The organism is Cupriavidus sp. HMR-1 (assembly GCF_000319775.1).
Classification (GTDB): domain Bacteria; phylum Pseudomonadota; class Gammaproteobacteria; order Burkholderiales; family Burkholderiaceae; genus Cupriavidus; species Cupriavidus metallidurans.
On the sequence record NZ_ANKP01000123.1, the window covers coordinates 1 to 22305 of the forward strand.

Here is a 22305-nt window from a genome sequence, read left to right on the forward strand (position 1 = left end):
CCCGCCGCATTTTTGGCGCAGGTTCGGTTTTCCGCTTTTTGCCGTCAGTATCGTGAGTAGAAAGACATGACCGATCAGCAGAAACCGCAGCAGGAAAACTCTTACGGCGCCTCTTCGATCCAGATCCTGGAAGGCCTGGAGGCGGTACGCAAGCGTCCCGGCATGTACATCGGCGATACGTCCGACGGCACCGGCTTGCATCACCTCGTGTTCGAGGTGCTCGACAACTCGATCGACGAAGCCCTGGCCGGTTATTGCACCGAGATCCAGGTCACGATCCACAGCGACAACTCGATCTCGATCGTCGACAACGGCCGCGGCATTCCGCCGGCCGTGAAGTTCGACGACAAGCACGAGCCGAAGCGCAGCGCGGCGGAAATCGCCATGACCGAGCTGCACGCCGGCGGCAAGTTCAACCAGAACAGCTACAAGGTTTCGGGCGGCCTGCATGGCGTGGGCGTGTCCTGCGTGAACGCGCTGTCGAAGTGGCTGCGCCTGACCGTGCGCCGCGATGGCCAGGTCAACCTGATCGAGTTCGCGAAGGGTGAAGTACAGAACCGCGTTATCGAGACCGTGACCGGCCCGGACGGCCAGCCCGTTGAAGTGTCGCCGATGAAGGTCATCGGCGCGACCGACAAGCGCGGCACCGAAGTGCACTTCCTGGCCGACGAGGAAATCTTCACGAACGTCGAGTTCCACTACGAAGTGCTGTCCAAGCGCATCCGCGAACTCTCGTTCCTGAACAACGGCGTGCATATCAAGCTGGTGGACCAGCGCACGGGCAAGGAAGAGGACTTCGCGTTCTCCGGCGGCGTGAAGGGTTTCGTCGAGTACATCAACCGCTCGAAGACCACGCTGCACCCGAACATTTTCTACGCGAACGCCGAGAAGGATGGCATCAGCGTGGAAGTGGCCATGCAGTGGAACGATGGCTACAACGAGCAGGTGCTCTGCTTCACGAACAACATTCCGCAGCGCGACGGCGGCACCCACCTGACCGGCCTGCGCGCTGCGATGACCCGCGTCATCAACAAGTACATCGAAGAAAACGAGGTCGCCAAGAAGGCAAAGGTCGAGACCTCCGGCGACGACATGCGCGAAGGCCTGGCCTGCGTGCTGTCCGTGAAGGTACCCGAGCCGAAGTTCAGCTCGCAGACCAAGGACAAGCTCGTTTCCTCCGAAGTGCGCCTGCCCGTGGAAGAGCTCGTCGGCAAGGCGCTGACCGACTTCCTGCTGGAAACACCGAACGACGCCAAGATCATCTGCGGCAAGATCGTCGATGCGGCCCGCGCCCGCGAAGCCGCGCGCAAGGCCCGCGAAATGACGCGCCGCAAGGGCGTCATGGACGGCATGGGCCTGCCAGGCAAGCTCGCGGACTGCCAGGAGAAGGATCCGGCGATGTCCGAGCTGTTCCTTGTCGAGGGTGACTCCGCAGGCGGCTCCGCCAAGCAGGGCCGTGACCGCAAGTTCCAGGCGATCCTGCCGCTCAAGGGCAAGATCCTGAACGTGGAACGCGCGCGCTTCGACAAGATGCTGTCGAGCCAGGAAGTGCTGACGCTGATCACGGCGCTGGGCACCGGCATCGGCAAGGAGGACTACAACCTCGAGAAGCTGCGCTACCACCGCATCATCATCATGACCGACGCGGACGTGGACGGCTCGCACATCCGCACGCTGCTGCTGACGTTCTTCTATCGCCAGATGCCGGACATCATCGAGCGCGGCTATGTGTACATCGCCCAGCCGCCGCTCTACAAGATCAAGCACGGCAAGGAAGAGCGCTACATCAAGGACGACAACGAGCTGAACGCCTACATGCTGAAGCTGGCAATGGAAAAGGCTTCGCTCAGCCGCCCGGATGGCAGCGAGATCAACGGTGAAGCCCTGACCGAACTGGCACGCCAGTACCAGCTCGCCGAGGGCGTGATCGGCCGCCTGTCGCGCATCGTCGATGTGGACGCGCTACGCGCGATCGCCGACGGCGTGGCGCTCGACCTCGACAACGCCACCGCAGCCGAAGCCTCGGCCGTGGCGCTGAAGGCCAAGCTCGCCGAGATGCACGCCAAGACGCTGCTCGGCGCTGCAGTCAATGACGACGGCACCGCCGACGTCTATGCCCAGTTCGACGAGAAGACCGACAAGCACCGCCTGATGATCGCGCGTCGCCATCATGGCAACGTGCGTCTGTCACACGTGGACGCGGACTTCGTCCACGGCGCCGACTACGCGGCACTCGCCCGCGCGGCCACGACGTTCCAGGGCCTGATCCCGGACGGCACCAAGGTTCGCCGCGGCGAAGGCGAGAAGATGCGCGAACAGACCGTCGCAGACTTCCACCAGGCCATGCAGTGGCTGCTCTCCGAAGCCGAACGCGGCGTCTCGCGCCAGCGCTACAAGGGCCTGGGCGAAATGAACCCCGAGCAACTCTTCGAAACCACGCTCGACGTCACGCAGCGCCGCCTGCTGAGGGTCCAGATCGAAGACGCCATCGCCGCCGACCAGATCTTCACGACACTGATGGGCGACGAGGTGGAACCGCGCCGGAACTTTATCGAGTCGAATGCGCTGGTGGCTCGGAATATTGATGTTTGATTGAGGTGGTTGGTGTAGGAATTTGGAAATCGTGAGACTACGGGCCTTATTGTGAGACTGCAATTTCGGAATTACCGCGACTGACGTGCAACCCATAGGGAAACCAACCGTTCTCGGTTGGTTTTTTTTCGCCCGCTCCCAGTGCTGGCGCGGGCTTCTGGCCCGGCCTCGCGCCGGGGGCAACGATGGAGCCGTGCCGCAAGTGCGCGCGATCCGATGCGTAGCCATCAGTGGCCGTAAGTCGTCGGGACGATAGAATATGCGCAACGCATCCAATGAGCCATAGAGAGTGACCCAAGCCATTTGTCGTAGCTGCATTGATGACCCTCATGTGCGGATATTCATCGAGCAAAACGGCTCTAAGGTCGAATGCGACCAATGCGGCGAAAGCGATGATTTGGCCGTCTCGGTCGAAAAACTCGGCAAGTTTCTTGAACCTGTCATGCGCCGAAATTTCGCACCGGGGGAGCAGTACAAGGTGTTCCACGGGGACGATGACAGAGGTGACTGGATCCAGCAAGGGGAGACAATTGAGGATCTTGTCCAAGAGGTCCTGGGCCAATATCTGGACGCAAACGATTCGATCGCTGACGCCGTCGTCGCGGCAGACGTTTATTTTCCATCTCGCGGTGGTGGGCCGTTTTGGGATCATACGACCTACTATATTCCCCGCCCAATCGAGGTGGAGAGCTACATCGCGAAGTGGCAGCGTACTGTTGAAGAACTCAAGTATTCGCGGCGATTTTTCAGCGCTTCGGCCCGTGACCTCTTCGCTTCATTGTTTGCAGACATAGATCACGTCCGAGAGCGACGGGGTACTCGCTCTCGGTCCGTAGTGCGGAAACTTCCCGAGGGTACTCGACTCTATCGAGCCAGGATCAGCGGATCACCCGACGATCTCGAGTCGACCTTCGCAGCCCCATTACTGCGGGTCGGCCCGCCGCCAAAAGAAGTCGCTAGGGCAGGACGCATGAATGCGGATGGGGTTGTAGTGCTGTATGCAGCAACAGAGCCTGAGACGGCGCGCGCAGAGCTCCGGCCCGCCTTGAAGACCGACATATTTCAGATCGCTCTTGAGACCACTCGACCGCTACGCGTGCTGGACTTTTCGCGGCTTGAGGCTGCGAAAAGCGTAAAAGATCTAAGCTATTTTCAGCCGGACTATAGAACTCAGCGCGAGCGGGGCCGGTTTCTCCAGTTGTTGCACACCTTGATCGCCAAGCCGGTTGTGCCGGGGCGAGAGGCGGACTACCTGATCACTCAGACGATGGCAGAGTATCTGGCACACGTCCACGAGACTCCGTTTGACGGAATTCTGTTTGCGTCCGCTCAAAGGGCGGGCGGAACAAATGTCGTCCTATTCGCAGATCCCACGCTATTGACGGGTGGGGTCGGAGAGCAGTTCAGGGTGCAATATATGGAGGACAGCCTGGAGGTCTACTCCACGGAGGCGATCAAGTACGCTCACCGCAAACTTGACGTAATCGTAAGCACGGAAACTGGGAAAATGCGGCTCCTTGACCGCGATTTTGGTTTGGACTTCTAGGTAGCGAAAGGACAGGGAGTGCTCTCATGAAATTGGCAAGGCAAGACTCCTGCTAGGTTACCGCAGTGGGGACCGGTCACGCCACCTCACTGGCGCGGCCGGTCTTTGATCATCGAGCATAGCGTGATTGGCGTCCCGCTTTGAACGTCAGCATCTACTTCGCCAGCCATGCCCAAAAGCGCTTCCACGGGCTCAGGTCAGTTGCTTGCGATTCCTGAATGGGGTCCGGTTTCGCTTTGCTAACGTCAGTAGCTACAGACGACTGGCCGAGATTAGCGTAGTACCTTGCCTTGGCCGCTTTGTCGCGGTTGACCTCCTTTTCGACCATCTTGCGACTCCAAGGTCCAGCTTCCACCACTCGGTTTCCCTTGATGACATAGTGCGATTGGCAAGGCAGATTCCAGCTTCCAACGGAAGGCCAGAGCGAGACGGCCTCGCCGTCGAACGTCAGCGACCAATCTGTAGCGGTTAGTGGTGTGACCACTTCATGGCCACAGCCACAACAGCAGCTGTGGACCACTGTGCCGTACTCCATCGATACGTACAGCACACCCCCTTCTAGCTCACTTGGGATTGTGGTCACGAAACGGGGCTCGAGCTCCGAGTGCCGCATCATTCGGAACCGCCATTCAGCAGCATGTTTCCGTCGGTCGTGAAAGAGCTGTGCAGTTCACCCTCCATATCCCGGTAGAAGCCGCGATACCGCTTCCACCGGAACACGGCAAATACAGCGTTCATCGCATTCAGGTCGGCCACCTGGATGTTCGAACCGTAGATGTTCTCGCCCGAGCGTTCCTCGAAGGAAATTTTCTTACGCGCGAACTCCCGGTGGTTCAGGGTGCTGAGCGTCGTCCGCAAAATCCCCCCAAGCTTGCCGTCGGTCAACTCGAGTCCCATTCCCACATCAATGAACGGGATGCCGCGCTTCTCGAGTTCTTCGACCGCCACCCGCTTGCTTTGACCCGCGTCCATACAGAGGAATGCAAATGTCACGCCTTCCAGAAGCCCGAGAGTTGCTGTACTGAACTCCACCGCGTGCGCGGTGATCCCACGATGCATGTTGCTGTAGATGGCGCGAAGATGGTCAACCTTCTTGGGCACCTCGCGGAGTTGGTCCAGCGTCGGCGCCCCAGGTGCACGGAAAGCGTTGTGCTGCAGGAAGTCGTCGCCATCGATAAGCCTGATCTCGCGAACGGGCGTTTTGGCAACAAGATCAAGGACATAGGAGCCGGTCCCCCCGACGCCAAGAATCGCGATGCGATCGCTGGCAAGGCGAGCCGTCAGCTCTTCAATGCCCGCGCGGCCAGATGCGTTTTCCACGTAGTTGAAGATACTGTCCTCGTCGTCCATCGGTTGCCAGAACTTACGGGGACTTGCTTCGGGTTCGATCTGTCCGGCAGGACCCGCAATGATGTTCGCGTACGTGGTCATCTTCTGGTGGTAGTCCGAATACCCGCTTGCATCCGGCTTGGTCGAGAAGTGGTGAGGGCCGACTGCGTGCAGATCCGGCGGCACCTGCCCTCCGACCGCGATGCTCTGCAACGGGCGTCCCTGCGCATTGCACGGAAATTCGCCTTCGAAGTGCACCGTGTGCGGTTCCGGCTTCTGTGTGACGTCGCCCGCTAGGCAAAGCGGCGAGATGATCTTGCCCATCTTCACTTCGCGCTTCGCATTGACGTAAGGGACGTCCAGCATCACCAGCGTTCCGCCTTCGACGCGCACCTTGTAGCCCTCATCCCACAGGCGTTTGAGATCTGGATTACGATTGAATAGTGCGGCCGACATTGAAAATGCTCCCGTCTTTCTTGGCTTCAACCGAACCGCCGGCGGCGAGTTCCCCTTGGTGCGGAAAGGACGCGACCTTGCGATAGGTGACGTCGTAGGTGATGTTCGGCTGCGGCGGTTCACCCGGGTAGGCGAGCGCGACCAGTTGCTCGAACGTGATATGGCGGGTCGGCACTTCCTTCTCGCGGCCGTTCACGATGATCACAATCTTGGTGTGGCGCTGGGGCGCAACTTCGAAGTGCTCGACGCCGGGAGCCGTGAGGTCAACCTCATCCTCCGGCGCGATCTGCACGTCTTCGCCACCACGCACGACCAGGAACACAGCTTCGTCCTGCGACGGTTTGGCCAGTGCGTAGAGATCCATACCCGAGATTTTGGGAAGGCCCCACACAACCTGACTGCCATTGAGAGTCAGCTTGAATTCACGATCCGACTTGAAGGCGATGAAGCGTTCTGCGCCAAGCCGACGCAGGTCTACCGACTCATCCAGGCGGATGTCTTCGAAGTCGCCGGCTTGCAGGATGTTGAAGAGCGTGTAGTCGCCCTCCGGATGCAGGCCGCAGGCTGCCAGAATCTGGCGGCCGAGCGGGACGGGGTCTTCCAGTTCTACGTTCTGGAAGCTGGTGCTTCCCTGGGCAACCAGGATTTTGAAGCGTTGACGACGCTGTTCGTCGTCGCGGGTCGTTTTGTCTTGCATAGCTAGTACCGGTGAGAATCTGATTAAATGATCCTGTTTAAGGCAGGCCGGAAGTTGGCCTCTCGAACAGTTAACCGGATGCTAGCAGTGAGTTCTCGTTAAAGCAAGCAGTTTAATCAGTGCACCGGATTGGAAGATAAGTGAACTCAACACCACCACTATCGGCTGCGCCTTCGCGGCGCAAGAGATAGCCATCACTTACTAACTTCTTGAGGCGCGTGCTAGCGTTGGGTACTGAGATTCCGAGGTCCGCCGCCACCTGGCCTGTCCCAACTTCGCCAGATCGCAGAACATATGTGAGGAGATCGCTTGCAGCAGCCGTCATGGCAGGTCCGATGACTTCAAAACGGCTGTCAGCATGCCATATGACCAGTGGCTGATCCTTGGCGTGCGCAGCGTAGCGCCAGTTGTCGATCACATCACGGTTATCCAGATCGGAAAGGCAAAATGAGTGATGACCGCGGTAGAGCTTCGCTGCCGAGATCACACTTTCCCGGGCGAAAGAAGCGTCGGTCCCCACGATTCCATCGAAGGAGACCTCGAAAATAGTCGGTTCTGGGCGAGCGTCGGCGAGGGCGGTCAGCTCACGGAAAACTTCCCTTCCTTCCTCGTTCCCATAGGGGCGGTCGGAGGCCGTGAGATCTCTGAGGCGGATCCGCACGCACTTTGCGTTCTCGTTCATGCCGGTAATTTAATGAGACGAACCTCACTGCGTCAAGTTGAACTTCACGCAAATATGTGTGCCATTCATCCGGCGCAACCCTTTCCGGCTTGTGATACGGCGTTCATCGCCCGCATACCGGATTGTTACTTCGAAGGTGCTTTGGCGCACGGTGATGCTGCCTTTGAAGCGTTGAGTACATTCGCCAGTCCGAAAAAGCCCGAGTCCCCGGCCGTCATCATCCAGTCGGCTCAACTGACCGTCAGTGAAGACCAGTTCAACAAGCGCAATGGCTCGATCCTTGCCGGAAGCATCCAACTTCGCGAGTGTCGCAGCATCGAGCGTCGGGAGAAGCGATCCGGCTATCCCGGTCCCGCTATCTGAAAATACCGTGCTGATGTTTGGCGTGCTGCCTTTCCTGTATAGCTGCAGGGCGACGAACCCGGGAATAGGCGAGCTTGAATGTTCATGTATGTTAGAGAAGAGCTCTGCCAGAATTGTATGAAGCCGGGCCTCGGGGAATGCGACGTGCTGGGCGAGACTCTCTTGCAGCCGGCGAGGAATCTCTTTGTCGCGATGCTGCAAATCGATCTTTGCCACCTCTACCAGACCCGAGTTGCCACCGTGCAGCTCCTTTGCGGTTGACCGCTTTGGCCTGCTCGGCAGCACCTCCACTCTTTTATCGAGCAGGTCATAAAAGCCCACGCGATTAAGATATTTTGACGTTTCCTTGCACCCACTAAAATCAATGGCAACAGATTTGCCTGCGTAAATCAGTTGATTGCAGAGAGCAAGCAAGCGTGCAATCGCTTCCAGCAGGACAGACGTAGATGGTGCGAATTCGAATAAGACCTTGGAACACGCAGAATCCAGTGGCGACTCAACCTGGCTCAGCGCACTTTCAAATTGCCGGGTAGAAAGCCACTGGGTTGGAGGAAATTGCACTCGCAGTTCTGCAGGCGATCTCAGTCGCCAATAGCTCGCATCATCCTGCAAAAAATCTTGTATGCAATCATGCAAAATTCGATTGACGTCGCGATTGGTCACCCCGAGGACGCGTGCGATCTCACGCGCCTTGAGCGGCTGACTCGCTTCCAGAATTTTTCTAATTTTTTCTTTCATCGGAAGCGTCACTCGCTGCAACGACAACCATCTAGCGATTTTGAGATCTGAGGAAGCAGAGATTATAGCGACCCCACCGTCCGGGAGCGACCCACTCCATGATGATCTGCAGTTCCGAGCTTGATGGCCCCCCTTCAGAGGGGCATCCTGCGCCAGCAGCCTCAAATATCTGTCGCCGCCGCTGGCAGTGCCCTTCTATGCCGGGCTAAGCGCCCGGAATAGTCTCCTCTTCCGGGAATTGCGTAAGCAAGCCCATTCTCCCCCATGCGCGCCTATAACTTAGCCTCCGTGAGCCGCGCTTTGCTGAACGTGTCATGGGCTCGGCGGTATGTAGACGGTCGTTTCCGGACTGTCGTTTTTTCGACTCACTTGTCCGCCGGCCCTGGATTGAGCGGACCGGTCAGCCGCGCTACGCCTGAACCCCCCGATCTTATTATTTCAGTAGCATCTACTGACCGGTAGAATCCCTCCAGCAATAGAAAGGCGCCTAGGAGTGGGTAAATGACCGACAAGCCGGCAGATGGCGAAGCAGGCAAGGGCAGCGCATGTCTGGGGATGGATTGATGGCTCCTTTGTCGAAACAGGCGATCAAGCGACGGATTAGGGCACTCGGCTCTGCAGCTGACCGCTGCGGAAGTGACGTACCGACGCTTGTTGGAACTGTACTGCGCATGTGGTGTAAAGCAGAGTTTCCCAAGCTGCCCAAACCATCTCTGCCTTTTTCGAAGGCCCTTGCTACGGAGGCGGAGCTCAGCGCTTTCGTTGCCCTCCTAGCTCAAATGAGCTTTCTTGATGCCACATATTGGCTCAGCTCCGCTTACGCGATATTGGCTGACGCAGGCCATCGGAAACAGCTTGCGATGTTCTTTACGCCAACATCGCTTGCAGAAGGTCTTCTAGACGACCTCGCAGCCCAAGGAGTCGATTTCGGAGGCCAATCCTTCATGGACCCCGCGTGCGGCGGCGCGGCCTTCTTGGCCCCAATTGCGCTGCGCATGCGAACATCGTTGACGATGCGGGGGCACACGCCTCTAAAGCTGCTTAAGCACATTGAGAAGCGTCTCTATGGTTTCGACCTGGACAAGACGTTGTGTGCACTATCTAAGCACTTCCTCTGCATGGCTCTACACAAGGAAATCCTGGAGACAGGCTACGTTCCTTCGTTCATGGTCTATTCGGCAGATTCCCTAACCCACTTGGAACCCGTCCTTGGAACTGCCGATGTGGTCGTGTGCAATCCGCCATACCGCAAGATGACGGCCGAAGAGTTGGAACCGCTGCGCGCCATTTATACGGACGTTATCGAGGCACAGCCAAACCTCTACGCACTTTTCATCACCCTTTGTGTGCGCTTGCTGCGTATTGGTGGTCATGCCGCGCTGGTCACACCGACAAGCTACCTCTCCGGACAGTACTTCGGGCGCCTGCGCAAATTTCTCCTCCGCAACACCGATGTGAAGCACATTGGAATGGTAAGTGACAGGCAGGGTGTTTTCATCGACGTCGAGCAGGAGACCGCATTGACTGTGCTGTGTCGGCGCGTTGAAGAGGATCGCACGCATATAAGAGCCAACGTATCGGTCGTGTCGGCAACTGGGCAGTACACAAATGTCGGCGAATGCAGATTGCCCAATGCCGGTGCCGTGTGGCCCATTCCCCGTTCCATCGAGGATGTAGCCCTTCTCAGGAGAGCCGCTCTTTCTCAGTCTCGCCTGTCGGACTACGGCTACCGCGTACGCATTGGTGCGTACGTGTGGAATCGGGACAAGCGCCCCAAGTTTGAATCCCTTCAGGATGCCCGACGCGTCAAAGCGCACACGGCCATGCCCCTGATGTGGTCCCGAGACATTGTCCCAGGAGGAATCGTCCGCCTTGAGGACACATCTTCCTTCGATGGAGAGCATCGTTTCGTGGACCTAGGTGACAGGAAGCATCCGTCGGTAGTCACCTCTCCCTGTGTAGTCTTGCAGCGTGTGACATCGAACGACCAGCCTCGTCGCTTGGTGGCGGCGGCGGTTTCCCCTGGTGTCTTTGATTCCTATGGCGGGTTCATCGGCGAGAACCACGTCGTCATCCTCGAAGCGGTGAGCGACAAGCCGGAGCTGCCCCCGACAAAGTTGGCAAAGCTGCTAAGCGCACAGGCAGTCGACCGCCACTTCCGGTGCATCTCCGGCGCCACGAATGTGTCGGCGTTTGAGCTCAACCAGCTCGCACTCCCCGATCCAAAAGCGCTAAAGGAAGCTGCTACCAGTGGTAGGTCAATGGAAGAAGCAGTGAATCTAGCGTACGGGCTTGTTTCCGAGAATTGATTAGGCAGGGCAACACATGGTTCGGACTTTGTAATGCCTCAACTCAAATCACTAGCGAAGCGTCAGGCAGACCAAAAGAAAGCGCGCAAAAGGCTTGCTGAGCTCGCCCGCAAGTTTGTAGCGAAGCCGGTCGGAGGTAGTCAGCGCCCCCTCCATACCGAAGCAGCGCCACCGGCCCCATCCAAGCCTTCTGCCCCGACGCGCCCCCAACGGCTGTGGGCACAGGTTCGTGCCGGAAGTGCTCCCTTGAGCTACCTGTCGCGGGCGGCCAACGAAACAATCGCTCCGCAACCCTGGGCGAAAGGGCTTGCGAGCACGCTGCTCGCCGCAGCTGACCAGGGAGACGTGACGCTTTGCCTGGTTTGGCCTGCCAAGTTGACCGCGCCGCCCCTGTTGCACGCCCTAGCAAACGTTGAGCGCATCTTCGCTAAGGATTTGCGTGGCGTGCGAACCCTGCTCTACCCCGGCACCCATGCCTGCCGCGCTCCCCTCCACAGCGTGCTCGCCAACCGCGAGTTGCTGAGCGCCTTCTACCGGACGCTGTGGGTGCAGCAGGAAAACGGTTCATTCGAGGTAGAGGCCTGCACGTCATCGCCTGCGCTCCAGGCCGCGTTGTCGGCGCTCAATGATCTCACCCAGCACAACCCCGGCTCCCCCAACCCATCGCTTGCGGAACTCGTTCCGACGTTCGTCTTCGAGCCCACCAATCGCACTTGGGCCACGACGGTCTCCAACCCGTTGGAGCGCACCCTTGCCAAAGTCGAGCGCCTCGCGCACCGGCGCGACCTGCGGGAGAGGGTCAACCTCGAGTGGGGCACCCCCGGCAAGGCGCCGAGCGCCCTCATGGTGGTGCACCACACAGCAAAGAAAGACTCGTGGCGCATGGCATTGGCCGACCCGGCGTTTAAGGGCCAAGGGCGGCCGGAGGTCTTGCTGCTGGACGCGACGGACGCCGCGTCGCGAACGAACTACGCTGCGGTCAAGCGCATTCCTGATTTCCTGTCGTTCGCTCGGGAGAACGGCTTCTCCGATACAGGGGCGGTCATCGTAACGGATGACCCGAAGACCTTCTTCACCCTGCGGGTGAAGCTCCGGGATTCCAAGGTACCGTTCGCGACGAAAGTGTGGGCCGCAGAAGCCGATGACGCGCTGTTCTCGGCGCGTCCGGTCGCTGTAGACTGGCATCCAGCCCAGCGCAGCAATTCAAATTTCAGTGTCAGCATCGTCGACAGAGACGCGTCACAGCTCGCGTTGAATTTCCAGCGTTTGACTTTATCGGCAGGCAACGAAGAAAGCCCCGCCTATCTGGCGCTGCTCCAAGCGTGCATGTATGTCTTGCGTCTGTCGAACATGCCTGCTGGATACACCGACCTCACAGCGGCGTCGGCCGAAGCGGGAGACGGCGATTACAGCGGCCAGCAGAATGCCTGGGCGCCGGTGAAGCTGGCACTCGTGGGGGCACTTACCTCCGGTGCGTTGAACCAGATACGTGACTCAGTCGAAAGAGCCATCGCGCAAGCAGAGAAGCTCATCGACGACTGGAACGACGCGACCCCCATGGCGTCGCGCGTGCTGGCCGAAGTTCGAAAGCACGCAGTTGGCAGCCGGCAGGGCATCTCACTGGTGCTGCCGAACAACCGGTACGTCCTGCTGGCGCATCGCTTCCTCCAGCGGAAGCTTGGAGTCGACTGGCCCGCTACCGAAGCACGCATCGAATGGCACACGCTCTCCACCGTCGCCAAGACACTCGCCGGGGACAGGAAAGGCAGGCATTTCGCCTTCGTAGGCATCAGCCCCGATGTACTTCGCATCTTGGTGACGCATCCAGAAGTGCCGCATGGCACCGCAGTCCTAGTCGCTTATCGGCAGGCCGAATCCACCCTTACGACGCTGATCAATATGAAGGAGCCGGAGGCGTTCAAGGCTTACCGGGGGCGTATCGGCTTGCTGGCCCAGGAGCTCGAGCGGCGCTTGGCCGAGGTTCCCAACCCACTGGTCATCGGCAAACTTCGCGAGATGCCTCTGACGTTCAAGTTCGATGAGAACGGCCACAGTGGTCAGAGTGACGAGCAGGCCTACTTTAAGTTCGAGCTGGAGGGTGGTGGCCGGGCTTACACATCTGGCTGGGTCTACCGTCACTTGCCCGATGAAGACCCCCCGTTCCGGCGTGCTGCCGCGAGCGCTATCCAACAAGGTGACTTCATCTTCGACATGAGCGATGAATTGCGCGCCAAATTGGAATCATCGCTTCAGCTGAACGGTGAAGGGGTGAGCTCTGTTGTCGACCCCGTGCGCACGTTGCTCAAGCTATACCACGACGATGTTCAGAGGCGCTGCGCGCTAATGTTCAAATCCACGAAACGGTCGGCTCTGGCACGAGAGATTCACGCCAGGATGGTCGAGTTCGACCCCAAGGCCGCGGAGTGCAGACTGGGACGCGTCTACTACTGGTTGTCCCTGCAGGAGAACGACCGGCGGCCCCATGCCTCCAAAGAGGCCAAGTACTTCATCATCTTCTGCAGGGCATTGGGCATGAGCGAGGAAGCCGCGAAACAGCACTGGGGATTCGTGCTGAATGCCCGGCGCTTGAACCAGTACCTCGGAAGAGAGCTGGTCGCCCGGTACGCCGAAATCCTGTTCCAGCCCGAGAGTGCGGCGGCCTACCGCAAGGTCCCCGAAGACGTCATTCAGCAACTGCAGCAGGAGGCGTTGCGCTGCGTCTATCGAGTCGAACGCGTTGTGCCCCCGCTGGCGCGTGTTACCACAAGCAAGAAGGAAGAGACCAGTGCCCATCCCCAGTGAGAACCCACGCGACATCCATCCGGCCTACAAGGAGGCCGTGGTTGACAGCTTGCTCAATGGCCTGTCGGCGCGGCTCGCCGGTCGAGGGGACTTCTACAAAGTCATTTATGACGCCAAGCCCAGTGCGGCGTTGATGTCGGAATTCATCGTACCGATGCCTATCGAGGAGCGAGGCGGTGACGAGGAGGCGGACCCTATTCGCATCAGCGCACACGGCATGGATTTTCAGATTCGCTCGGCGGCGGTTGGTGCGACTCTGGGTGTGTCGCTGACGGGTGCCGTATACGTCCGCATCCTGCCGACCGAGGACGAAGTGAAGCCAGGGGGCCGACTGGAGGCTACGTTCCCGCTCACCAGAGAGGCCCGCACCGAAATCCGCGGCAAGGTCAAGGACGCGCTGACCAAGCTCATCGCCGCGCTACCTGGCGGGAAGACGAATCCAGAATGGGCTGCAAAGAGCTACGAGGCGCGCAAATGTGTGTACGAATCCATGGGATTGCCCTTCGACAACCGATTGGATCGTGCGCCGGCGGGCGAAGAAACCGAAGCTGAAGGTGCCAAAGACGAGAACGGCGAAAACGACGAGGAAGGCGAAGCACGTCCGGCTCAGGAGGTTGCAGTTGGCCTAGCCACACCGGATCGCTTGGCCGACGATATCCCTCCTCCGCCGAAATGGCTCCGGCTCGAGCTCGCCTTGCCCTCGTTTGAATTCACGGCGGCAACTGCGGACGTCGACGCCAAGAAGGCAACCGATGTGCTCAACGAGGCCATCGCCAAGCAGCTTGCGGACTGGGCGGCCAGTACCGAGCCCGACACAGGCGGGAAGCTGTGGGGCTACCGTCGGGCTCGAGTCCGACCGTCCGACGTGCGTGACTGGAAACGCTACCTTGATGCAGTTCGTGCCTCGAAGCTTGCTGTCATCGTACCCAGAATCGAGCTGCGTTGGGTAGTTCAGGCGGTGCCTGACCCGGTCGACGCCACCCGCATGACCGTCCACTTGGCCTTGGAGAACTGGACGGCTCCCCTCACGAAGACGAACTTCAAGGAGCTGGAGCCCTCGCTCTTCCAGGTCTCGGTGGCTGTGACGGTGCCAGTGGCTGACCACCAGTTCCTGCGCTTGGATCGCGTCAAACCATCCTATCGGTACAACCGGTACCTGAAATACCCGGCGTTGGGGTTCAACGGTGGGATCACCCTAACCACCGACGGTGAGCTACACCGGCTCACGACGACTTGGGCACCACGTTACGTGCTGCCCAGAATCATCCCGACCGACGGCGCCGTTGAGCGAAACATCGAGAGGCTGTCCAACTCCGATTGCTTGGCCGGCCTTAAACCTCTCATTACGGCCTACGAGACTTGGCTGACCAACGTAGAGCAGCATCCCGTGGACCAGGGCGTCGATGGGGCGAACGCAGCCGAACAACTGGCTGCGGAGCGCGAGAAACTGCACCGGGACCTCGCAGCGTGGCGCAGTGAGTTGAGCGCCATCCAGTGCGGGCTGGAAATCCTCGAGAAGTCCCACGCGCACTGGAGCGGGCCCGGCGCGCAAAAATCGCCGCTGGGTATTCCGTTCGAGGCGTGGGTGTCGATGAACGCCGCCATGGCCAAGGTGGCCAAGTCGAAAGGCTATGACGAGTGGCGCTTGTTCCAGCTCGCCTTCATCCTGGCGTCGATCCCGGCGTTCGCGACACGCATTCCCGCATTCCACAACTTCTATACGCCCGACGTTGCCAAGTACGCCAACGCCGTGTCGCTGCTGTATTTCTCGACCGGCGGTGGCAAGTCTGAGGCCTTCCTAGGCCTGCTCGCGTTCGTGCTCTTTCTCGATCGCCTACGGGGCAAGCACAGGGGGGTGTCGGCCTTGATGCGCTACCCACTGCGCTTGCTCACGCTGCAGCAGGCGCGCCGGACCTTCGCCACCATGGGTGCGGCTGAAGAAGTTCGGCATTCTCGCGGGCATCCAGGAGAGCCGTTTTCGCTGGGATTCTGGGTGGGCGGCAGCAATACGCCTAACTGGCACTCTGAAGAGGGGTACGGCGAGGTGCCCAGCGATAGCGAGGTCGCACCCAACACCGAGTCAAAGCACAAGGATATCCAGCCTTACAAGAGCGCTCGCGAGCGCTGGCTGAAGCTGTCGTCGTGCCCCTTCTGTGGAAACAAGGACGGCAGCCTGCTGGCGCTGCGTCGCCACTCCGGAACCGGCGCAAATGCGATGGGACACTACTGCGGGGCACCGAAAGAGAAGTGCTCCTGGAACGCCCGCTTCGCCAAGCCGACCCCGCTTCCCTTCTACATTGTGGATGAGGACATCTATGATCTGGCACCGTCCGTTCTTCTGGGTACGGTCGACAAACTCGCCGCTATCGGACAGTCGCAGGGGACCATCCGCAAGTTCTTCGGCATGTTCGGTTTTGGGCCCCTGGTCGAGGTCGACAGCGAGCGCTTGTATGTGCCCATGAAGCCCAAGGACTGGGATGGCCACCCGGGTACCGGTACGCGCGCGCTGTTCCCGTCCTTTGCGGCTGGGGAAAGGCGCTTTTTTGACCCGTTCCCTGCCCTGCTCATCCAGGATGAAGCGCACCTTTTGGACGAATCCCTGGGGACGTTCTCCGGCCTATTCGAGTCTGCGCTTGAGGCAGCATTCGATCAGCTTGCGCCGCTGCTGAAGGACCACTTGTCGTATGAGCCCGACTCCACGGTGCGCCGAAAAATTAAGGTCATCGCCGCATCTGCCACCGTCAGCGAGCCGCAGCGGCAGATGCGCAACCTCTACCAGCGCGACAACACTGTTCAGTTCCCCTATCCCGGGCCGACTCTCTACGACTCGTTTTACGCGACGCCCCTCCAACCAGACGCCACGCTGGATGATACCGAACGCGCAGCCATTGCCGTCGGCGACATAGAGCTGCGCAGCCACTGGGCGCGCGTCTACGCTTCCATTCTGACCAACGGGCACCGCCATACCGTGGCAATGGCCTCAGTGCTTGGGCACTACCACCTGATGCTCACTGGCTTGTATGAGCGCCTCCGTAGCGAGGATCTGGTCAAGGAGAAAGCCGCACGCGCTGAGCTGATTCAGTGGGTGTCGGCGGGCCCTCTGCAGGCCCAGTTTGTTCGACTCTTGACTAGCGCCGATACTGCGACATTGCTGACGCTCGTCGACTTGCACCGCATTGCCCTGACCTACGTCACCAACAAGAAAGGTGGCGACCAAGTCATAGACACGGAGAAGGTGCAGTTCGAGAAGCTCCACCGGGCCGAGGGATACGACGACCAAGGGTTGAACTCGGAGCTCATATCCGGGGCCGTCTCCGCCGCGGAAATTCAGGACATCGTCCGGCGGGCCGAGGCCCGCGTTGGCGTCGGCAAGCCATTCCCAGAGCTAAACGACACCCTCCGATCGGTCATCGCTACTTCCGCCATCTCGCACGGCGTGGACGTAGAGGAGTTCAACGCGATGTTCTTTGCTGGTATCCCATCGGACATTGCCGAGTACATCCAGGCATCATCACGAGTTGGCCGCACGCACGTGGGCTTCTCACTATTGGTGCCTGTGCCCCAGCGCTATCGAGACCGGTTCGTGCTGGAGATTCACGACATCTTCCACCGGTTCCTGGAGCGGATGATTCTGCCGGCTGCGGTGGACCGATGGGCCGAGAAAGCACTCGTGCGGGTGATGCCGAGCTTCTTCCAGGAGTACGTCTGCGGCATGAACGCCATCGAGCGCCTATGCGCTGCCGACGACGACAAGAAGCGCGGCTGCCCCTCGTTTGCGATGGCGCCCGATGTGCGGGACTTCCTGGCCGTGCCGGCCAACATGAAGGCCACGGAGGCGTTCATGGAGAGGGCGCTCGGCCTGTCCTTCTCACCCTCCCCGGAAGGCAAGAACTACTACCGCTCCCTGCTCAAGGCGCAGCTCACACACTACCAGCAGGACCTTGGCGTCGACAGACTGGTCAACGCGACGCAGCTGGTCAGGTTCTTTGCTGCCCGCAACAGCCTGCTGCGGCCGATGACGTCACTGCGCGACGTGGACCAACCGGGATTAATCCATGAATCGGGCGTGGATGCCTCGTTCAAGCCTGTGAGGGACGGTATGACAGCTCGGGCTATGTTCTTCATCCGGCGAGGTTCCGGAGCAGACATCGACTCGACAGACGGTACTAAGGAATCGCGCGGCTAACGGAGCGAACAAGATGGCCAAAGCTAAGACAATGAACCGCTCTCGCAACCAGCTTGCGACGGCTTATGCCCCGGAGAGCTTCTTTACCTTCGAGGGAGGGTTGGGGGCATGCATCGCCCGCTCGGCGGCCGGCGAGCCCATCCAACTATCCACGTCGACAATGGATTTGGTGTTCGAGCGGATGAACGAACTCGGGCGTGCCTGGTTCAACACTGCCGCCTCTGCGCGCGACGGCGACCCAACTAAACCACGAGTCCTGCCGGCCCAGTGTGTCGACCAGGCCTTGCTGGACCCAGCCAGAATGGAGTTCCAGCTGCCGGGCCAGGACCGCTTCTACCTTTGCCGACCATCCCACATGGAGTACACGCCGGCGCCTCTGACATTCGTCTGTCGGACCTGCGGGATGTTTCAGGACTATGAAACGCTCGCGGAGCTGGACAAGAACTTGGAGAGCCTGACTCCCGACCATTGCCCCAACCCGAAGAAGAAGGGCCAGTGCGACTGGGAACAGCTAGACGTCATCTTCGTGCATTGGTCCGGCCGCTGGGAGGCTGCCTTCCCGGGCCAGTGGCACTGGAGCGACCGTGATGCAAAAGTCGTCAAACGCTATGACAGCTGCGTTTGCGGTAGCTCAGAGTTCAGGCTGAACCGGCGCTCGGCTGGCATCGGTGACTGGTTTTTCGAGTGCGCCGCCTGCGACAAGCCGTTGTCCCCGAAGTGGCTACAGAACGACCGCGACACCCTGCGAATCCTCGGACCGGCGATGGGGCCCGATCGACTCACCGATGTGCGGATGCAGGCGACGCCCTATCGTGCCTCCAGCGCCTACTACGTCAAGTCGGACCTCTTCATCGACTTCAAGGATGGCAGCCAGCAGCTGCTGACTCGCCTGCGGCCCGGGCGTGAGGCAGAGCTCAAGGACTTCGTCGCCAAGCAATACGGTTTCGCTGCGCAGGCAGTCACAGATGAGGACGTGCGGAAGGTCTGCGAGGGCAAATCCGAGTGCATCAAGGACCTGGCGGACTACTTGGCCGCAGTGGAACAGATTCGCACATTGGAAGGATTCCCAGAGCCCATGCGCACGACCCTCAAAGGGGCTATCGACCTAGCGTACAGTCACAAAGAACGCGTTCTCGATGACCTGCGCCATAGGCAGATTCTCTTGCCAAAGGTAGATTTACCGATGTCCGTTGTGTCGAACATCCGGGACAGGCAGCTTAAGTTCGCGTCGAAGTTCGACCCGTTCCGCCTGGCCATCGAGCACGCCGCGCTCAAGAGCACACGTCTCGATGTGGAAACGAGGACGAACGGTAAGAAGCCATACGTCTCGTTCACCAGACTGGACGAAGACCTGGCGCCCGAAGACAAGGACAAGACCGAGCAGTTGCAGACCGCGACGCGTGCGCTTCTCGACAAGCTGGGCCTGGAGGACATGGGCCTCATCCGGGAGTTTGACCTCTGCCGCTTTAGCTTCGGCTATTCGCGCATGGAGTCAGTGCCCATCCTCCGGGACAAGCGAGGCATGGACATGCCTGTCCGCCTAAACCTGTTCCCGCCCGTGAGGCAAAACGACAGCATGCGGTATCCCGTGTATGTCGTCCAGCAGGGTAATGAGGCCATCTACGTGCGTCTCAAGGAAGAACTCGTTCTTGAATGGCTGCGCAGCCTGAAGTGCCCGGATATGTTCACGCTGAACGCGAGCGAGAAGATTGGCGCCGGTCTGCTGGGCGCAGCGCAAGACATGAGCCCGTTCCTGGATAACCTGCCCGAGAGCACGACGCCGCCGGTCTACTTCTACCTGTATACGTTGCTCCATAGCTACTCACATTTGCTGATGAAGCACGTGTCGGAGTATTCGGGCTTGGACTTGGGCTCGCTGGGCGAGTACATCTTCCCCGCGGACCTGGCCTTCGTGGTCTACCGCAACGGCACTACGATGGACCTGGGCAACCTGTCTGCGCTCTGGCGCAACGCCGGCACGGCGATGCTGACATCGATGCTGGGTTCAAAAGCAACCCAGTGCGGTACGGGTTCGCTTTGCACCGAGCGCGGCGGCGCTTGCCCTGACTGCGTGATGATGCCGGAGACGTCCTGCGTTGCCGGCAACAAGCTGCTGTCGCGGTCGGTGCTGAGATCCATCGGAGGCAGTCCTCGCCTTGATAAGCGCGGGGCACCGATTCGCGGCTACCTCGACATTGTCACTTCGTAGCCCCGGCCATGTCTGCGCAAAAGCTGACCGCTTTCGAGCAGGCGGCCCTAGCGGGCCTGGCCGACAAAGCTGGCCTGGCTGCGGCGCTGCTGGAGGCGTGGGCAGATCTGCCCGCCGATTCGGTGCAGTCGGCCCGTTCGTTGGTCGACGCGGCGCAGTTGGGCGTCACCGAAGAGGGGGCGACGCGGGACCTACTCGAGCGTTCGGTTGGACTCGGTCTTGTCGAGGCAACGCCGTCGGGGTTCAGGCCTCGCAGCGGCGCGCATCCGCGTTTTCGGCGTCTGGCCTTCGCTCTGAATAGCGTCGAGCACTATCGAGCGTTCATCCATCGGGATGCGACCGTAGCCCAAGTTGTGCTCACCAAACCGCCGCGACCTAGCATTCTGGAGCAAAAGCTCTCGGCGCTGGGCTGGCGAACGACAGACCTGGAATCCACCGAGCACGCCTTCCACAGTATGGTTCGAGCGGCGCAGCGGCGCGTGGTCGTCATGACGCCGTTCCTCGACTGTAGGGGCGCTGCTTGGCTACAGGAGATGCTGGCACACGTAGCCCCCGGGGTTGAGCGCACCCTGATTCTTCGCAGCCTGGAAGACACCGCGCGGAAGGACTACCCGGTCGGCTTCGATGCCATTTCGCCGTGGCTCAAGGCGCACAGCGTGCATGTCTTCAACTATTCAATTCCACGCATGGACGGTGGGCGGGAAACGTTTCACGCAAAGGCGGTGCTCTGCGACCGCAGCACCGCCTACCTGGGGTCGTCGAACGTAACCGCGGCCTCACTCGAAAACTCGATGGAGATGGGCGTGGTGCTTGAAGGACGTGCCGCCGCTGGCGTCGCAGAAGTCGTGGACGCAGTTCTTGCTGCAGCCACAAGGTGGCTTTGATGCTTAGCTCGGCTCGAGCCTCACACGGATATGGGGCGGCGAATGGCATCACCGGCCAGCAAACCTTCGAGATCCGATGTCCAGTTGGAGCGTTCGTAGTCCAGCCAGGTCCGGCTTTCGACATGAAGGGATGTGCGGCTGTTGCTCTATGTTTTTGGTACTGTTGAACGGTACAAATCCTTATGTATCAATGACTTGCGCGAAAAATTCCACTTGGCAGGTGGAGCGCTATGTACTTCAATAGCTGCTGAGTGCCATCGGCATGTCGTATTAAGTGCCTTTTCCAGATGCGGCCAAATGAGTAGCCCATTCGCCACGTTTCTCCGCACCCTACGTTTGCGTAGCGGCATGCGACAGCATGAGCTAGCCAAGCTGCTGGGCTACGAGCAGGCCTACGTCTCCGCCATCGAACTGGGCGCCAAGCCGCCGAGTGATGAGTTTTTGGGAAAGCTTGACAGAGGACTGTCTCTCAACGACCGAGACAGCTTCGAAATGCGGCTTGCTGCAGAAAAGTCGCGGCGGCGATTCGTATTGCCAGCAGATGTGCCGACCGAGACGTACCTGCTATGCCACGAGCTCTGGGAGAAAATTGACCGGCTATATCCCGCGCAAATCCGGGCCTTACGCGAATTGGTGCGGATTGATGAGCTTCTTGCAGACGAGCCTACGTATGGCCCGCCACGGCTGCGCCGACGTAAGTCAAAGGAGGATGCTGAAATGTAAAAACGGGACAAACCTTGGCGGCTTGCCCCGTCGCTGACCTCGTTGGGAGGCTGATACTTCCAGTTGGCGCTTGAAGTATCCCTCCTCGCGGTTGGCTGGTCAAGGCCGCCCTTCCATTGATCATCGTCTAGTTGCGGTTTTGCTTTGGGGATAACTACCCAAGGGTGGGAGTTATTACGCCCGAAAACCGGAGTCTTGTTGGCGATGCCCTAGCTTGGGGTGTTGCTCGACGGTGGTCGCCTCGAAAAAGCGACTAGGGACACTACATGTCAGACCATACCGCGCCTACCCGGCATATCTCGGGACGGCATCTCTTCCCCTCCCAACTTCCATATCACAGCACTCGCAACCCAGTGCGCCCTTCGGGGCGCGGGTTCAGGGGAAAATTCGCGTCCCGCAAAATGGGCCGAATGGTGCGATGCGAGAGCCTACTCGAGATGACCTGCCTCTACCTGGCGGAGTTCGCTCGCACGATCACGTCTTTTGACGAGCAGCCTCTATCAATTTCCTATATGACTGGCGGGCGCCGGCGGCGCTATACACCTGACTTCAGGTTCGTCTGGGAGGATGGACGAGAGTGGTTCGTTGAGGTCAAGCCTGCGGAAAAGCTCGCCACGCCAGAGAACAGTGAGCGCTTCGCAGCAATTGCCGGTTACTTCGAAACTACAGGCGCTTGCTTTGTCGCACTCACTGAGAAGCATATCTGCCATTCCAATCGATCACAGCTGGTCTCGTACCTGCTGCATATGCGTCCATACGAATTAGTGTAAGCGGTCTTTTAAGGGCGCC

At 59.7% G+C, this 22305-nt stretch carries 14 protein-coding genes; 9 read left to right on the forward strand and 5 right to left on the reverse strand.

Translation table 11 applies throughout. The features are described from left to right. Positions 1-66: 66 nt before the first annotated feature. Positions 67-2592, forward strand: coding sequence for a DNA topoisomerase (ATP-hydrolyzing) subunit B (gene gyrB / locus D769_RS16405; protein ID WP_008647054.1), 2526 nt, complete (start codon positions 67-69; stop codon positions 2590-2592). Between the two features lie 289 nt (positions 2593-2881). After that, a complete protein-coding gene (locus D769_RS16410; RefSeq protein WP_152415011.1) occupies positions 2882-4138 on the forward strand; it encodes an RES domain-containing protein in 1257 nt (418 codons plus the stop codon). A gap of 154 nt (positions 4139-4292) precedes the next feature. Here D769_RS16410 and D769_RS31155 read toward each other — a convergent pair whose 3' ends face one another. The 5 genes from D769_RS31155 to D769_RS31875 all read right to left on the reverse strand — a co-directional run bounded on the left by D769_RS31155 (position 4293) and on the right by D769_RS31875 (position 8403). Then, positions 4293-4721 carry a DUF6527 family protein gene (locus D769_RS31155; protein WP_206537002.1) on the reverse strand — a complete coding sequence of 143 codons (429 nt, stop codon included), beginning with the start codon at positions 4719-4721 and terminating at the stop codon, positions 4293-4295. Positions 4722-4750: 29 nt separating this feature from the next. After that, complete coding sequence (locus D769_RS16415) at positions 4751-5923, reverse strand: ThiF family adenylyltransferase (protein ID WP_008647058.1); 1173 nt, start codon at positions 5921-5923, stop codon at positions 4751-4753. After that, complete coding sequence (locus tag D769_RS16420; protein WP_008647059.1) at positions 5898-6620, reverse strand: multiubiquitin domain-containing protein; 723 nt, start codon at positions 6618-6620, stop codon at positions 5898-5900. The genes D769_RS16415 and D769_RS16420 overlap by 26 nt, the downstream gene beginning before the upstream one ends. A gap of 112 nt (positions 6621-6732) precedes the next feature. Then, positions 6733-7302, reverse strand: coding sequence for a helix-turn-helix domain-containing protein (locus D769_RS16425; protein ID WP_008647061.1), 570 nt, complete (start codon positions 7300-7302; stop codon positions 6733-6735). Between the two features lie 24 nt (positions 7303-7326). Beyond that, positions 7327-8403, reverse strand: a complete 1077-nt coding sequence (locus D769_RS31875; RefSeq protein ID WP_040011084.1) for an ATP-binding protein — start codon at positions 8401-8403, stop codon at positions 7327-7329. A 545-nt stretch (positions 8404-8948) separates the two neighbouring features. On the opposite strand from D769_RS31875, the gene D769_RS16435 reads away from it, so the two are divergent. From D769_RS16435 to D769_RS30700, 7 genes are all read left to right on the forward strand, one after another. Continuing rightward, complete coding sequence (locus D769_RS16435) at positions 8949-10712, forward strand: N-6 DNA methylase (protein WP_052018113.1); 1764 nt, start codon at positions 8949-8951, stop codon at positions 10710-10712. Positions 10713-10958: 246 nt separating this feature from the next. Continuing rightward, on the forward strand, positions 10959-13514 hold the full coding sequence (locus D769_RS32360) for a hypothetical protein (protein WP_008647067.1): 2556 nt from the start codon (positions 10959-10961) through the stop codon (positions 13512-13514). Continuing rightward, on the forward strand, positions 13498-17700 hold the full coding sequence (locus D769_RS16445) for a DEAD/DEAH box helicase (protein ID WP_008647069.1): 4203 nt from the start codon (positions 13498-13500) through the stop codon (positions 17698-17700). Before D769_RS32360 ends, D769_RS16445 begins: the two co-directional genes overlap by 17 nt. A 13-nt stretch (positions 17701-17713) precedes the next feature. Continuing rightward, entirely contained in the window at positions 17714-19909 is a 2196-nt protein-coding gene (locus D769_RS16450) for a hypothetical protein (RefSeq protein WP_008647072.1), read from the forward strand. Positions 19910-19917: 8 nt separating this feature from the next. Further along, the gene (locus D769_RS16455; protein ID WP_008647074.1) at positions 19918-20793 is read left to right on the forward strand and encodes a phospholipase D-like domain-containing protein; all 876 of its coding nucleotides are present in this window, start codon (positions 19918-19920) and stop codon (positions 20791-20793) included. Positions 20794-21090: 297 nt separating this feature from the next. Then, positions 21091-21516: a helix-turn-helix transcriptional regulator gene (locus D769_RS16460; RefSeq protein WP_008647077.1), complete on the forward strand. Its 426-nt coding sequence runs from the start codon at positions 21091-21093 to the stop codon at positions 21514-21516. Between the two features lie 437 nt (positions 21517-21953). Then, on the forward strand, positions 21954-22286 hold the full coding sequence (locus D769_RS30700; protein WP_193750051.1) for a TnsA endonuclease N-terminal domain-containing protein: 333 nt from the start codon (positions 21954-21956) through the stop codon (positions 22284-22286). Positions 22287-22305: the final 19 nt, after the last annotated feature.

Bases quoted from the DNA above. Each gene is read 5' to 3' on its own strand.
- gyrB (WP_008647054.1), top strand. From the start codon at position 67: ATGACCGATCAGCAGAAACCGCAGCAGGAAAACTCTTACGGCGCCTCT.
- D769_RS16415 (WP_008647058.1), bottom strand. From the start codon at position 5,923: ATGTCGGCCGCACTATTCAATCGTAATCCAGATCTCAAACGCCTGTGG.
- D769_RS16420 (WP_008647059.1), bottom strand. From the start codon at position 6,620: ATGCAAGACAAAACGACCCGCGACGACGAACAGCGTCGTCAACGCTTC.
- D769_RS16425 (WP_008647061.1), bottom strand. From the start codon at position 7,302: ATGAACGAGAACGCAAAGTGCGTGCGGATCCGCCTCAGAGATCTCACG.
- D769_RS31875 (WP_040011084.1), bottom strand. From the start codon at position 8,403: ATGAAAGAAAAAATTAGAAAAATTCTGGAAGCGAGTCAGCCGCTCAAG.
- D769_RS16435 (WP_052018113.1), top strand. From the start codon at position 8,949: ATGTCTGGGGATGGATTGATGGCTCCTTTGTCGAAACAGGCGATCAAG.
- D769_RS16450 (WP_008647072.1), top strand. From the start codon at position 17,714: ATGGCCAAAGCTAAGACAATGAACCGCTCTCGCAACCAGCTTGCGACG.
- D769_RS16455 (WP_008647074.1), top strand. From the start codon at position 19,918: ATGTCTGCGCAAAAGCTGACCGCTTTCGAGCAGGCGGCCCTAGCGGGC.
- D769_RS16460 (WP_008647077.1), top strand. From the start codon at position 21,091: ATGAGTAGCCCATTCGCCACGTTTCTCCGCACCCTACGTTTGCGTAGC.
- D769_RS30700 (WP_193750051.1), top strand. From the start codon at position 21,954: ATGACCTGCCTCTACCTGGCGGAGTTCGCTCGCACGATCACGTCTTTT.